The following is a 14436-nucleotide window of genomic DNA, read 5'->3' as shown; positions in this document are numbered from 1 at the left end:
GTGCAGATATCTGACAAGACTGTCGCCGTCGTGACCGGCGGTGGCTCCGGTCTCGGTGAGGCCACCGCCCGCCGCCTTCACGCCGCCGGCGCCGCCATCGTCATCCTCGATTTGGAGGGTTCACGGGGTGCTGCCGTGGCCGAGGACCTCGGGGACCGCGCGCGCTTTGTCGCGGCCGACGTACGCGATGAGACTCAGGTCCAGGCTGCTGTTGACGCCGCGGGCGAGCTGGGCGAGCTCCGAATCGCGGTGTGCTGCGCCGGAATCGGGACACCTGGGCGCATTATCGGCAAGCGCGGCGTCCTCGAACTTGAGACCTTCCGCCAGGTGGTCGAGATCAATCTGATCGGGACGTTCAACGTGATGCGGCTTGCGGCCCTGGCCATGACCGGCCTCGAGCCCGTTGAAGGCGAGCGCGGCGTGGTCATCCTGACCGCCTCGGTCGCGGCCTTCGATGGCCAGATCGGCCAAGCGGCCTACGCATCCTCCAAGAGCGGCGTTGTCGGTTTGACCCTTTCCTCGGCAAGGGACTTGGCAGACAAGAAGATTCGCGTGATGACCATCGCACCGGGAACCTTTGAGACCCCGATGCTGGCAGGCCTCCCCGAAGAGGCGCGCACCGTGCTGGAAGCGCAGACACCGCACCCTGCTCGGCTGGGCCGCCCGGCGGAGTTCGCCGACCTCGCCGCGCACATCGTGGATAACCCGATGTTGAACGGCGAGGCCATCCGCCTCGACGGCTCACTTCGGATGCCGCCCCGCTAGGCAACAGCCAGGCCGGTCTAGGAAGGCGATACGAACCAGGCGGGTTGAGGAAGCGCGGAACCGAAACGGGCGCGGCTGACGTCTGAGGTCACGAGGACAACGGAAGGACGTCTCGTGACCACTATTCAGTCGATACCGCCCGCGGAGATTCAGCTCCGCCGTCATGGCCACGCCATGCGCTCCCGCCTGTTTGCTATGGCGCTCGACAGTTCCGACCACCGACTGCGTCCCGTCGCAGCCGGTCGAGCGGCCATGCGTCATCAGGCAGGACTCATCGAGACCATGGCTCGTGCCAGCGTCTCCCAGTTGCAGACAGGATGGCGTCTCCCGCCGCCGCGACCCGACCGTCCGGTTGCCATACAACGGCACGTGGTGGTCCCGGAGAACGCTGTACGCCGCTGCCCACTACTCGCTGCCCCTGAGTTGGGAATTCGGTTGGCACCAGTACCTTTTGACGTGACGTTGGTCGATGACCATGTCGCGATGATCGAGGGCCCGGCCAATCAGGACGGCGTCCCAGTGCTGTTTGCTTCGACGTCGGATGACGTCGTGCGACCGCTGCGCGACCTCCGCGACGACTTGCTCGCCATGAGCGATGACATCGACGCGCTGTTCGCGGCGCCAACCACTCGGCAACTTGAGGTTGCTCGAGGCCTCGCCCGCCGCGACAAGGATGTCGCCACCGCCCGCAGGCTCGGCGCCTCAGTGCGCACCGTCGAACGTGAAGTCGCTGCCATCGTCGAGCTGGTCGGCGCACAGAACCGCCAGGAGGCGGCGATGATCCTTAACGGCGAGTCGGTGTAGCCTTAACCGGCGCTCGCTGAGACCGATCTCGGCGGGCGCGACGCCGGTGTAGCTCAGTTGGTAGAGCGCTTCACTTGTAATGAAGATGTCGCGGGTTCGACTCCTGTCACCGGCTCCTTGGAGCCGCTCAACCGTCACGGCGAGGTAGGCGTGGCGCGCTCCGCGTGCTCGATCCAGGGCGTTACCGAGCCTGCGAAGCGCACCACGACCTCGATCCGATCATCAGGGGGAAAGGAGTCAAAACCTGACGCCCGGATCAGTGGTGCGAAGGCCGTTCACCTGCCCGTCAACGACGCTTCTCGAAAAGATTAAAACACCCACCGTTGAGGTTCTCGGACATAACGGCAGGATGATTGTCCGATTTCGGCTCCCCCATTTGCGTACAGTTCCTATCCGAAATTAGCCGAATACGACAGGATCGCTTGACAAGCCGCCCGACTGTTTCCGCGCTTTCCGTTGAACGGCGAGATCCGCGCGCTAGTGTGGGATCACAGGTCGGTGCGCCTTGACGTCACCCATCTGAGGAGAGGGGTCAAGGTCGGTCGGATGTGGAGCAGCGGCGGCACCAACTCGGCTCGCGCTGCCACCGCCGCGCCACAAATCACTCCCGATTGCGTAGACCCCACGGTGGTCATTGGCACCGGCGACAAAATCTCCCACCGAACCAGCGTCCTCAGTAACGGCGATCTGTCCTTCGACGATCACCAAGAACCGTGCAGTACCAACCCTGGTGACGTGGGAATTTGGACCAGATCCCTCCCCCGCGAGCCCCTTGAGGATCGGGTCGGCCCAGTCATGGACCTCGAGGGCGTGGTGTTGCCACGCCACCTGATTGGCACCCAAGTGGCGGTGTGTTACCTGACGGGGCTCGATCAGCCGGCGGAAGGCACCCTGGAGACGGACCTCGTCCGAATCGCCATTGACCTCCTGGTGCAAGCGCTCAACGAAGCCATGGTTCAGGTGTCGCTGCCCATCCCACCAAAAACTGCCGCGCTCCTTCGTATCGAGCAGGCGATCGACCGACACCTACGCGATGGCGACACCACCGCCGGGCTGATCGCCGCCGACGCTGGACTCAGCGTCCGACGGGCCAACACCATCCTGGCCGAACGCGACACCTCACTCATCCGCGAGCTGACCAAGCGGCGCATCGACCGCGTCGCTCATGACTTCTCCCAGCCCATCAACGAAGTGCGCTCGATCTCAGACATCGCGCAGTCCTGGGGATTCCGGCACATGGGCCGGTTCTCCTCGACATTCAAAGCGCAGTACGGCAAGACCCCCCTGCAGCACCGCACCACCATCTGCCACCGCCAGGAGACAAGGTAAATCCGATGAAAACGACGTTCAGCACCGCGGGGTTATCCCCGGCTGATGCGGTTGCCCGCTTCTTAGACAAGGGGGCGGACGCGTACTGCCCCCACATCACCAACCTCCTCACCCGAGGGCATGTGCTGGACCGCTCGGCGTTCTTCGTAGAAGGCACCTTCGCGCCCGTCGGCGAGAGCGGGCTCACCACGCTCGAAATGAACGCTGGCCGACTTGAGCGCTCACGCAAGGACATCCTCCGCGGCGACAGCGACATCATCTACATCGTGACACCGCTGCGGGGAACATTCTCCTTCGTCCAGCACGGCAACACGGTGACGGTCGGGCCGGGGGATCTCTACGTCGAAGACACGCGATATCCCTTCGATCTGTACTTCTCCACTCACGCCAAGGCCATGGGTTTTGCCGTGCCGGTGGAGTTACTGACCCAGCGAGTGGGCTCCCTGGGTCGATTAAGCGGCGCGGTCATCCGTCAGGATGACCGCATCGGCACCATGCTCGTCAGGCACCTTCGCGCCCTGGCCGCTGCCGACACCGATCAGCTTGCCCAGAACCAAAGTTGGCGCATGCAGGACGTTGCGCTCGACTTAGCGGCGATGGCATTTAGCCAGGTCACCGCTACCACTCCCACTCTGCAGGCCCATGCCGACACCGCGCATACCCGGCTCGTCCAAGCCATGTTGAATCAACTTCACCGTACCGATGCCAGCGTCGCCTCCGTCGCCCACGAGGCGGCGATGAGCCCCCGATATGCCAGTGCGCTCATGGCCGAAACAGGAACGACCGTGGCCCAACGCATGCGAGACCTGAGGTTGGAGCGCGCGAGGAGTCGCCTCCAAGACCCGGCCTACGACGTCAACAAGATCATTGATATCGCCACCTCGTGCGGCTTTGCCGACGCATCAACATTCGCGCGACGCTTCCGCGAGTCCGAGGGACTGACCCCCACCGACTACCGCCGCAGGGCCCAGTCCGAGCGACAGGCTGCCGCTCCTCAAGTCGGCGTGATGACCAACGCGGCGAAGGCGCCCAACATCATCCACGGGCCGTAAGCAAACCTCGTCGCCCGGGTCGCCCGCCTGCTCACCATGAGCACCGCGGCCCAGAGGCCGCCGAGAACGAAGCCGAGCATGATGCCGAGGAATGCAGGGCCGATTCCGAACCATCCCAGGGCCATTGACAGCAGGACCCCGAGTTTTACGTCGCCGAGGCCGAGTCCGCCGAGCCCCAAGATCAGCAGGACCGGCGCACCGACGCCGACCGCCCAGGCTGCGGTCAACCACCCGCTCCAGTCGCCCTCCACTGCGGACGCCATCACCAGCAAAAGACCGACCGCGGGCAACGAACCCAGGGTCAATGGGTCAGGCAGCCGGTGCACGACCACATCAATATCGGTGAGCGCCACAGCGACCACCGCGAGCACCGCCACTGCCGGCCACGCGGCGCGATGATCGACAGCGTCCAGCCGCGCCAAGAGCAATGGCCACATGCCCGCAACAGCGATGGGCGCCCACCAGGGTGGCAACACCATAGGTTTCTGCTCACCGGGGAGGCGCCACGTGCCGCGCTCAACCCAGCGGCGTACAGCCCACCCGGCTAGCGCGCCAGCGACCGCCGCCATGATGAGCATGAGCCCATTGTGCTGTCCACAGAGCCGTCGCGTGAGCGGCCCTGTGGACAACCACGGCGGCTAGAGGACGTTGGCGTTCAGATAGGTCTGCAGTCCGCGCACGGTGCGCGAGTTCAGAGACGCGGCGCCATCCCGGCTAATCCCCACCTTGGTCTGCAGTGCGGCGACCGTGGCCGGACCGATGTCGCCGTCCTGTGCAACGCCAACCTTGCGTTGCAGTGCCTTCTTGGTGCCCGGTCCGAACGAACCGTCCTGGGTCGTCCCGACCCACTTCTGCACACCCTTGACGGTGAGCGGGCCGAATGAACCATCCACCGCCAACTTGCCAGCGCTCGGTGTGGAGTTACCTGTGTCGGAATCTGAACCAGTGTGCGCGTGCGCAGCCGCGCCATTTTCGCGAGTCAAGCCCGCGCGCTTGGAGCAGGTCGGCCACGCGCCCGGGCCCTGCTTCTCGAGGACCTTCTTGGCGATGATGATCTGCTCGGAGCGAGTGGCCTTATTCGCCGTGGTGCCGTACGTCTTGCCGCCAAAGCCACTCCATGTGCTGGCGGAGAACTGCAGGCCGCCGTAGTAGCCGTTGCCTGTGTTGATGGACCAGTTTTCGCCAGACTCACAATCGGCGACGTCATCCCAGACGCCGCGAACGTCGTGAGCTTCAGCGCTGCCGGAGGTGGCCAAGCCAGCACCGATCGTGGCAGCAGACAGCACGACGACCCCAGCCGCGCGGCGCTTCACAGGGGACGCGACACGAGGTGCCGCGTGTTTGGGAGTTGAACGCAAGGTCATTTCCTTCCTGACCAACGCCTACGAAGTTAGCTGTCGGGTTCGAGCTGTCAGGTGCTCGGCCAGGTGGGACCTGGCTTCACCCCGGCGATGCGTATCTGTCGCACCGCGGTGGGTTCCCCGCCCTCGTCTGCGCCCTGGACGGTCCAGGTTGTAGCGCCCTTTATGACGAGGTTCGGCGTTCGGGCGCGCGCATCAGAACTATTCAATTGTCACTTCCGCCCCAGTGGGCCGCCAGGAACACTACGGCATCTCGAGCCACTACGAAAGGTCCGAACGCAAGGGGACACGCCGAACACTCCCGATTTTGATGACATTGGGCCGGTTAGCGCCTCCGCGCCCGACGACGGGCGCTCCGCCGGCTCGCCGACCGGTCGAGTGGTGTTGAGAGCAAGTCGCCCAACACCAATCCAGTGCTGATCGCTAGCGCGACGCCGGCCGCGCCCAGCAAGGTCGCAACGCCTGCATCGGACAGGGTAGTGGCCTCACCGACCACTGTTCCGGCGATGGTTTCGTACATTCCCCGGAAGATCCGCAGACCTGGAAGCATCGGTGTCACGGCAGGCATCACCAGGACCATGCCTGGCGCGCCAAGCCGCAACCCGACGACCCGACCCAGCAGGCCCACCGTGATCGCCGAGACCGCTACGGCAGAGGTTTCACCGATACCGAAGTAGCGAATCAGCACCTGCCACACCAGCACGCCGAGGAGGCCGAGCGCGCCGGTAGCAAAGAGGAACCGCGGCCGACTACGCATCGTGATCGCCGACCCCACTGCACCGATACCGCCGCACAGCAGAACAAGCCATAGCAGCGTCGGGTTGTCGCTAAACCTCAGCGCACCTGGCGAGGTCAGGTCGAGATCGAGTGCAGCACCCACGCGCAGCGTCAAAGAAAGCCCCGCGGCGACCCCGATGATGATGCCGACGCCGTCCAAGGCCGCGGTCAACATTCGGGCGGCGCCCGTCACGGGATACCCCGTGATGGCGTCTTCGACCGCCGAGGTCATCGCGCGACCTGGCAACTGGACGACGATCCCACCCGCGACGGCGTACGCGAAGTCTGCTGTCGTCATCGCCCAACTCGTATCGCCGACTCGACTGAGGTTGAGCGCACCCCAGGTGAGCACGGTGGAGATGCCGCCTCCGATCGCCGCGAGATAGAAATGCGGGATGCCGATCCGGGCTAGTCGTCGCCCGACCCGATCAATGAGAATCGCCGAGAAAACGCTGACCACGACAGCGACCAGGCCCGCGCCGAGCAGCGCGGCCACCGAACCGGCGAGCGCGCCATGGCCAGCGGTGACCAACCACCGCGGATAGAGACGGGGCCTGCGCTGCAGTTCTTTGAGGTCGTGGGAGAACTCATCGATGTTGGTCTCTCCCGACACCACCCGCTCAATCGCCTCGTGCACCGATGCCAATCGGGCGAAATCTCGGGTGGAGGAGCGTACGACCCGCAGCACCGTCAGGGGTTCGCCGTTCGGCGCGGGGCTCTGCAACAACAACGACTGAGCTGTGACATCGACTTCGAGACGGCGCAGACCGACCGTCGCAGCCACCGCGACAATGGCGTGTTCGACGTCCCGGGTGCTCGCACCGCACCGCATCAACAATTCGCCGGCACGGACAGACAACTCCAGGCGGCGGCGTCGTTCAGCGGCCTCGCTCGGCTCGTCCCGCACCGTGTGGTGACGGTAGGGCGAATGGCGTAACGAATCCCGGACCGGCATCGGATCGGTGACCGGTTCGCCCTGCAGGATGTTCTGTGCCGTCAGTTTGCGCGGAGCCTTGACGGGCAGCACGCGCCGCCATGAGGTCGGACTGGCCGGCCGCTTGGGCACCTCGGAGTCGGTCACTCAGGGCTACTAGGACAGCGAGGGGATCCAGTCCCCACGCAACCAACTGGAATCAGCGTTCATTGGCCACCAGTCCACGGTGAAGCCGTTTTGCAGGGAAATGAGGAGGCCCCCGAGGCCAACCATCGCGCACACCGCCAACCCGATCACGGTGACCGGCTGCGTCCGCAAGGCACCGCGCACCATGCTCCGCGAACCTCGGCGCATGGACGTCCCGCCGGGCCCCCACCACATGACCAACGCCGCCACCACAGTGCCTGCCATCCATGGCGGCGCCACGTCGAGTTGTGGCGACGAGCCATTCACCAACGACCCCAACAAGGCGACCGTGACCGCAGTGATGGCGCCGAGGAAAGCGGGCAGGAGCGCCGTGAACACCGCTGCCACTAACGCTCGGATGCCGTGCCATGGCGAAGACAGCACTGCCACCACACCATCGGAGCGGCGAACGCCCTGGTTGTAGCGCCGGAAAACCATCGCCGTCATCGCCCGATCGACCCATCGCGCGGTCAGCGACCACACCATCAGCACCATCAGCGCCACAGCCGGCGCCAGCGCAGTCAGCCCCAGCAGCGCCACGAGCAACATGGCCAGCGACCAGGTACGCGCCGGTCGCCCGATGCGCGGATCGGGCTGTCCTGACTGCCATTGCTGCGGCGGCTGGTTGCGCGGCGGGGGTGGCTGGAGTTGCGGGCCCCGAGCGTAGGGGTCTGGCTCAGGCGCGACCGGCTGAGGGGAAACGGGCTGAACTGACGTCGCATGCGCGGCCGGGAGATGTGCCGTCGGATCTGCTTGCTGCACCGGTTGCGCTCGGGTCTGCGGGGTCGCCTCGACGCCCGATGTCGGCTGAGCCACCCATGATTGCGTCGACGGGGTCGCGCCGCTAGGACTTCGAAGCGGCACACTCGTCGTATGCCGACCGGCGGCGTACTGCTCCATCTCACTCAGGACCGTCGTCGCCGAGGGGCGCTGGCCCGGGACCGGCGAGAGCGCGCTTTCGAGCAACGGTCGCAACCGCTCGTCGACGCCCGAAAGGTCAGACTGGCCACGGCCCACCCGGTCGAGGACAACGGGCATCGGACCACGACCAAAGGGAGCCTGGCCGGACGCGGCGTACGCCAGTGTCGCCGCCCATCCCCACCAGTCGGTCGCCTCGGTCACTGAGCCGCCATCGACCACCTCGGGCGAGAGATAGCCGGGAGTTCCCATGACCATTCCGGTCATGGTGAGCCTGATGTCGTCGGCGACGTGCGCGATGCCAAAGTCGATGAGAACCGGCTCGTCGCCGACCATCAAGACGTTGCCCGGCTTGAGATCGCGATGGACGACACCCGCCGCGTGGATTGCACCCAGGGCCTCCGCGAGGCCACGGCCTAGTCGTACGAGTTGATCGGGCGACAACGCGCCCCGCTCAGCAACCACGTCGTCCAGTGGTGAACCCGGGACAAATCGGGTCACCAGGTAGGGAGTCGGCCCATCGATGTCAGCATCGAGAACCGGCGCCACCCGGTCATCGCGCACGCGCGACAAGGTGCTCACCTCACGCCGGAGCCGGTCGCGGGCGCCGTCATCGTGGGCGATATGCGGGCGCAGCACCTTGACGGCAACCTCGGCGCCGTCGCGGTCGACTGCCCGGTAGACGACGCCCATACCCCCCTGACCGACCTGCTCCATCAGGAGATACGGCCCGAGCATCTCGGCGCCGGGCGTGAGATCTTCGGTCGGGTCTTCACGGGTCGGGTCCGCGCGGACTGCACCCGCGGAGCCCGAGCGCCCGCCGAGCACCGCGCCGGATGCGGGGAGCCGGTGCCCTCGAGTAACCGAAGTCTCCGTGGCAGGCTCGGGTAGCGGTCCCGTCGAGCGCGCATCAGAGGCCATGCTCCTACCGTAGGCCGAGAATCTGACAGTTCCTGGGAGGCGTCCCGGTGGAGGCTGTGAGGAACACGACCCCGAGGTTCAGCTCTGCAGGTAGTTCGTCAGGTGATCCCGCTCGACCCGCAGTTCGTCCATTCGCTGCTTGACCACGTCGCCGATGCTGACGATGCCAACGAGCGCACCATCAACCACGACCGGAAGGTGCCGAATCCGTTGCTCGGTCAACGACTCGGCGACCGACTCAATCTCATCTTCGGGATCGCAGGTATAGACCTCAGCGGTCATAATCCCGCTCACCGGTGAACTCAGATAGTCAGCGCCAGCATCGTGCAGATGGCGCACGATGTCTCGCTCACTCACGATTCCGGCCGGAGCCGACGCCTCGCCAAGCACCACAACAGCACCAATGCGGTGCTGCGCCAGCAACCGAACGAGCTCGCCAACTGTCGCGTCTGGGCGGATCGTGACGACGTCACTTCCCTTGTGGCGGAGCACCTCTTTGATACGCATATTTCAGGCTATCGCCACACCGGGGGTCGCGTCATCGTTCACACATCACGGTCTGGCACACAGTTAATGTGCCGCGGTTGCTATCCGTCAGCCAATCGGCGGTGGACATGCCATTGCGGGTGCGAGCCACACGGGTTAGATTCAGCCCGCCCGCACTCTGCGGGTGAGGTTTCTCACAACGGATCGTCCGGCACGTGCCTGCCGGTGGGAAGGCAACACAGTCATGGCAACAGTCACATACGACAGCGCAACTCGCGTTTACCCCGGAGCTGACAAGCCCTCGGTGGACTCCCTGAACATCGAAATCCAGGACGGCGAGTTCCTCGTCTTGGTCGGTCCCTCTGGATGCGGAAAATCCACCTCGCTGCGCATGCTCGCGGGCCTAGAAGAGGTCAATGGCGGCCGGATCTTGATCGGCGACAAGGACGTCACCAACCTGTCGCCCAAGGACCGCGACGTGGCGATGGTGTTCCAGAACTACGCGCTCTACCCGCACATGTCCGTCGCCGACAACATGGGCTTCGCACTCAAGATCGCCGGGGTCGACAAGTCCGAAATCCGTTCTCGCGTCGAGGAAGCCGCCAAAATCCTCGACCTCTCGGAGTTCCTCGACCGCAAGCCCAAGGCGCTCTCTGGTGGTCAGCGTCAGCGCGTGGCGATGGGTCGTGCGATTGTGCGCTCCCCGCAGGTCTTCCTCATGGACGAGCCGCTGTCCAACCTTGACGCCAAGCTTCGCGTGCAGACCCGCGCGCAGATTGCGTCGCTGCAGCGCCGACTCGGCGTGACCACGGTGTATGTCACCCACGACCAGACCGAGGCGATGACGATGGGCGATCGAGTCGCGGTCCTGAAGGACGGTCTGCTCCAGCAGTGCGACACGCCTCGTCGCATGTACGACCACCCCGACAACGTGTTCGTGGCCGGATTCATTGGCTCACCGGCGATGAACCTCCTCAACCTTCCGGTGGCCGACAACGGCGTAAAGATCGGCGACTACGTCCACCCGGTCGAGCGCTCGGCGATCCAACAGGCTGACGACAGCAAGGTCACACTTGGCGTACGCCCTGAGGACCTCGCCCTGAACGACGAGGGGAAGGGCATCCCGGTCGAGGTCGACGTCGTGGAGGAACTTGGCGCGGACGCCTACGTACACGGGCGCACCAACATCGAGGGCAACGACCAGACCGTCGTCGCCCGCGTCGATGGCCGTACGCCACCGGAAAAGGGCGCGCACGTGTGGTTCACGCCGAAGCAGGGCCACGTGCACCTGTTCAGTGCCGGGTCCGGCGAACGCATCGGCGACTGAGCAGCGCCCGCGCACATACCCCGGCCTTAACTGCGTTAGGTGCCCTTGACTGGGAAATTTCCCGGTCAAGGGCACCTAACTCGGTTAGTTCCCAGGGCAGGGGGCGGGGCTCAGAGTGCACTCGGTGTGCGGTGCGCCATCTCAAGGGCCCGGCGTACCCGGCCGATGATGTCCTGAGGGTGGGCTAGGTCGGACCACACCACCCGTACGAATACCCAGCCCTGACTGCGTAATTCGTCTTCTCGCGCCTTTTCTTGCGCGAGCGCCTCTGCACCCTCATCGCCGCGATACTTGGTGAGCCCATCGAACTCGATCAGCACGCGGGTTCCGTTGATCCGGAAGTCGGCGAACGCGCGCCGACCGGACCAGAATCTGTGCAGCGCGAACTGCGACTCCACCTCGAAGCCAGCCTGTTGAAGGATGATTCCGAGCCGCGACTCCCCAGCGGACTCTCGTGCACTGTCGGCCAGGTCGATCATCCGACGTGCTCGATTAAGGCGATGGCTACCTCGAAGTTGATCGAGTGATTCCTCCACGGCAGCGCACGTCACCATGCCTGCATGGAGGGCTGCATCCATGGCGACGACTCCCGGGACGATTCCCGCATCGCGAGCAAGGTCGATGAGCGCCCACTCGGGCCGGGCAACCGGCCAGCCATCGACATCGTCGACACCCATGGGGACGAGTGGCCGACGAATGATGAGCGAGGAGTTCGACCTGGTCGCGTTGTCGTTGAGCCACACACCCTGCGCGCGCTTGAAGTTCACTCCAAACAAGGGCCATTCATACATCGCTGCAGCGCTCCGTCCAGTTGCCGCTGCGTTGTCGTTGCTCAGCATCATCGCCATCGTCAGTTCGCGAAGGCGTTCCTCCCGACGGCCTGGCTCAGGCATGGTGCTGTAAATCCCTCGAAGGACCTGCCGGCACTGACCAGCGCGATGGGCACGGTGAAGCATCTTCGGTGAGGTACCCGTTGCGTACGCTTCCCTGGCCGTGAACAGGTCGCTGCGGCGCGTGACGACGGCCAGTAGTTCCATGTCGAAGGTCATAGGCGGAGCGTGACGGCAGCGGCAGCACGGCAACACCCGCGGCCGAGGTCCTGTGGGTAGCGCTCCCTGCCCGGCCGCGCTTGTGGATAACGCCCAAACCCACCTAGCACTTACTGCGTTACGTGCCTCGTGACCGGGAAATTTCCCAGTCAAGGGCACCTAACGCAGTTAGGGCGGGGTGGGTCGGTGAGATAGTTGGAACGTGGCTCTAGAACTCACGGCGGCGCGGCCGTACCCGGCGTTGTTGGACCTGCCTTGGCATAGTCCGCTGGAGGAATGGCCGGAGGAGATCCTCGCCGCGCTCCCCCGCGGGATATCCCGGCACGTCGTGCGGTTCGTACGCGTCGACGGCCAAGTCATCGCCGTCAAAGAGATCAAGGCCGACATCGCCCGCCGGGAGTACTCCCTCCTGCGTGACCTGGTACGCCTCGGGGAACCGACCGTCGAGCCGGTCGGCGTGGTCAGCGGACGGACGACAGAGGATGGCACTCCGCTGGACGCCTGCCTCCTCACGCGTCACCTGCAGTTTTCTCTTCCCTACCGCGCCATGCTCAGCCAGACGCTCCAGCCCGACACCGCCAGTCGGTTGATTGATGCCTTGGCGGTGCTACTCGTACGCCTACATCTCACCGGTTTCTGGTGGGGTGACGTTTCCTTGTCGAACACGCTATTCAAACGAAATGCAGGGGAATTCGCGGCCTATCTCGTCGATGCCGAGACCGGTGAACTTCGGAACAAGCTCAGCAACGGTCAGCGCGAACATGACCTCGAAATCGCGCGGGTCAACATTGCGGGTGAGCTCATGGATCTGCAGGCTGGCGGATTCTTTGACCCCGAGGCAGACCCACTTGAGACCAGCGAGTCGATCATGACCCGCTACCGGACACTGTGGTCGGAGTTGACCGACGGAGAGTCCTTCGACACCGGCGAGCGGTGGCGAGTAGACGCCCGCATCCGCCGGCTCAACGAGTTGGGCTTCGATGTCGGCGAGCTGGACATCACCACAGACGTCGGCGGCCGTGAGATCCACATCCAGCCCAAGGTGGTCGACCCGGGGCACTACTGCCGGCGCCTCATGCATCTCACCGGCCTGGACGTTGAGGACAACCAAGCCCGGCGGCTACTCAATGACCTGGATTCCTTTCGGGCCGCGACCGATCGTCAGAACGACGATGAATCGATGGTGGCCCACGACTGGCTGTCGCAGCACTACGAGCCCACCACCCGAGCGATCCCGCTCGAGTTGCGCGGCAAGCTGGAGCCAGCCGAACTCTTCCACGAGGTCCTTGAACACCGGTGGTACCTGTCCGAGCGCGCGGGTCGCGACGTCCAGACGCCAGAGGCGCTACGGGACTTTCTCGCCAACGTCTTGCCGAACCGTCCGGACGAAGATGCCGTCGTCGGCGTCGACACCGACGAGGTGCCGGTACGCGCTCGACGGGACTAAATCGTCATCACAACACCCTGCTGAAGGCCGTCACCTGGCGCCGTCATGTTCTAAACTTGCCGACGTCAGGGAATGACTAGGTGGGGACTTGAACCCAGCCGCACCACTTCCGTCACCGACTTCAGAGGACGACAGTTGAGCGACAATCCGTACGGACCTCCCCCGCCCGGCAACCAGCCGCCCCACCAGGGCGGCCAAGGCCAGCCTCCACACCAGCAGGGACCGCCTCCCCAGGGACCGCCCGGTGGTGGCCCACCGCAGGGATCTTCCCCCGGCGGCCCACCCGGGTACGGCCCACCTCAGGGCCCGCCTGGATATTCGCAGGCGCCCATGCCTGGCGGTGGCGGCTATCAGCAGCCCTACAGCGTCGGCGACGCGTTCAGTTACGGCTGGAAGAAGTTCGTTGCCAACCTGGGGCCTATCGTGCTCGCGACGTTGGTCGCAATCTTGGGCTCGGTCATCATCAACGGAATCGGCTTCGCGCTGTTTGGCAGCGGTTCTTCGACGACCACCAAAGCCGACGGTTCCGTCAGCACGAGTTTCAACGTCACGGGGTCACTAGGCTCATTGGTCTTCAGCCTGCTCGCCGTGTTGTTCAGCCTGGTGATCACGGCCGGAATCATTCGAGCCACTCTTGAGATCACCCGTGGGCGTCCCGTTGAAATGTCAACGGTGTTCAACCTGAAAAACATCGGCGCGGTCCTGATCACGTCCATTCTGACGACAGTCATGATCACCATCGGTCTGGTCCTGTGCGTTATTCCGGGTCTGATCGCGGCGGTCTTGACGATGTTCTCCTTGCACTTCGTCATCGACAAGGGCATGAGTCCCATCGACGCCATCAAGGCGAGCGTTTCGCTGGTCAAGAACAACCTCGGATCAGTCGTCATCTTTGCCCTTCTCAGCCTGGTGGCCTTTATCGTCGGCGCACTGCTGTGCGGGATCGGCCTTCTCGTGGCCTACCCGGTTGTCTACATCGGCATGGCCTACACATACCGTCACCTCCAGGGCGAGCCGGTCGCACCCTGAACTAGGTCGACTGCACGCAGATGAATGCCCCCGGACCAGCGCGGTCCGGGG

13 protein-coding genes, 1 tRNA gene and 1 riboswitch are annotated in these 14436 nt (G+C 64.7%); of the genes, 8 read left to right on the top strand and 6 right to left on the bottom strand.

What is annotated here, in order from left to right:
• The 5 genes from F562_RS0116630 (at position 1) to F562_RS0116610 (ending at position 3950) form a co-directional block, all read left to right on the top strand.
• Positions 1-765, top strand: a complete 765-nt coding sequence (locus tag F562_RS0116630; protein WP_018158104.1) for an SDR family NAD(P)-dependent oxidoreductase — start codon at positions 1-3, stop codon at positions 763-765.
• 114 nt (positions 766-879) lie between these two features.
• On the top strand, positions 880-1569 hold the full coding sequence (locus tag F562_RS0116625; protein WP_018158103.1) for a helix-turn-helix domain-containing protein: 690 nt from the start codon (positions 880-882) through the stop codon (positions 1567-1569).
• A 42-nt stretch (positions 1570-1611) separates the two neighbouring features.
• Positions 1612-1684 (top strand) — tRNA-Thr (locus tag F562_RS0116620).
• Between the two features lie 431 nt (positions 1685-2115).
• A complete protein-coding gene (locus tag F562_RS0116615; RefSeq protein ID WP_018158102.1) occupies positions 2116-2898 on the top strand; it encodes a helix-turn-helix domain-containing protein in 783 nt (260 codons plus the stop codon).
• A gap of 5 nt (positions 2899-2903) precedes the next feature.
• Positions 2904-3950 carry a helix-turn-helix domain-containing protein gene (locus tag F562_RS0116610; RefSeq protein WP_018158101.1) on the top strand — a complete coding sequence of 349 codons (1047 nt, stop codon included), beginning with the start codon at positions 2904-2906 and terminating at the stop codon, positions 3948-3950.
• Here the strand turns inward: F562_RS0116610 and F562_RS19760 are convergent.
• The 5 genes from F562_RS19760 to F562_RS0116585 all read right to left on the bottom strand — a co-directional run bounded on the left by F562_RS19760 (position 3893) and on the right by F562_RS0116585 (position 9554).
• Positions 3893-4528: a prepilin peptidase gene (locus F562_RS19760; RefSeq protein WP_018158100.1), complete on the bottom strand. Its 636-nt coding sequence runs from the start codon at positions 4526-4528 to the stop codon at positions 3893-3895. The two genes, F562_RS0116610 and F562_RS19760, sit on opposite strands and share 58 nt — an antisense overlap.
• A 60-nt stretch (positions 4529-4588) precedes the next feature.
• Positions 4589-5263 (bottom strand): transglycosylase family protein, encoded by a 675-nt coding sequence (locus F562_RS21330; protein WP_281164113.1) that lies wholly within the window; start codon positions 5261-5263, stop codon positions 4589-4591.
• A gap of 51 nt (positions 5264-5314) precedes the next feature.
• Positions 5315-5480, bottom strand: a riboswitch (cyclic di-AMP (ydaO/yuaA leader).
• A 156-nt stretch (positions 5481-5636) separates the two neighbouring features.
• Positions 5637-7169: a threonine/serine exporter family protein gene (locus F562_RS0116595; protein ID WP_018158098.1), complete on the bottom strand. Its 1533-nt coding sequence runs from the start codon at positions 7167-7169 to the stop codon at positions 5637-5639.
• Positions 7170-7178: 9 nt separating this feature from the next.
• On the bottom strand, positions 7179-9047 hold the full coding sequence (locus tag F562_RS19750; RefSeq protein ID WP_083915590.1) for a protein kinase domain-containing protein: 1869 nt from the start codon (positions 9045-9047) through the stop codon (positions 7179-7181).
• 78 nt (positions 9048-9125) lie between these two features.
• Positions 9126-9554, bottom strand: coding sequence for a CBS domain-containing protein (locus tag F562_RS0116585; protein WP_018158096.1), 429 nt, complete (start codon positions 9552-9554; stop codon positions 9126-9128).
• Between the two features lie 223 nt (positions 9555-9777).
• Here F562_RS0116585 and F562_RS0116580 point away from each other — a divergent pair, with 223 nt between their 5' ends.
• On the top strand, positions 9778-10860 hold the full coding sequence (locus tag F562_RS0116580; RefSeq protein WP_026181349.1) for an ABC transporter ATP-binding protein: 1083 nt from the start codon (positions 9778-9780) through the stop codon (positions 10858-10860).
• A gap of 110 nt (positions 10861-10970) precedes the next feature.
• Here F562_RS0116580 and F562_RS0116575 read toward each other — a convergent pair whose 3' ends face one another.
• Complete coding sequence (locus F562_RS0116575) at positions 10971-11909, bottom strand: type IV toxin-antitoxin system AbiEi family antitoxin domain-containing protein (protein ID WP_018158094.1); 939 nt, start codon at positions 11907-11909, stop codon at positions 10971-10973.
• Positions 11910-12111: 202 nt separating this feature from the next.
• Between F562_RS0116575 and F562_RS0116570 the strand changes: the two genes are divergently transcribed.
• Positions 12112-13356: a DUF4032 domain-containing protein gene (locus F562_RS0116570; protein WP_018158093.1), complete on the top strand. Its 1245-nt coding sequence runs from the start codon at positions 12112-12114 to the stop codon at positions 13354-13356.
• Between the two features lie 330 nt (positions 13357-13686).
• The gene (locus F562_RS0116565; protein WP_018158092.1) at positions 13687-14385 is read left to right on the top strand and encodes a DUF7847 domain-containing protein; all 699 of its coding nucleotides are present in this window, start codon (positions 13687-13689) and stop codon (positions 14383-14385) included.
• Positions 14386-14436: the final 51 nt, after the last annotated feature.

This window comes from Demetria terragena DSM 11295 (assembly GCF_000376825.1).
Taxonomy (GTDB): domain Bacteria; phylum Actinomycetota; class Actinomycetes; order Actinomycetales; family Dermatophilaceae; genus Demetria; species Demetria terragena.
This window is presented reverse-complemented; position numbering and strand designations above follow the sequence as displayed.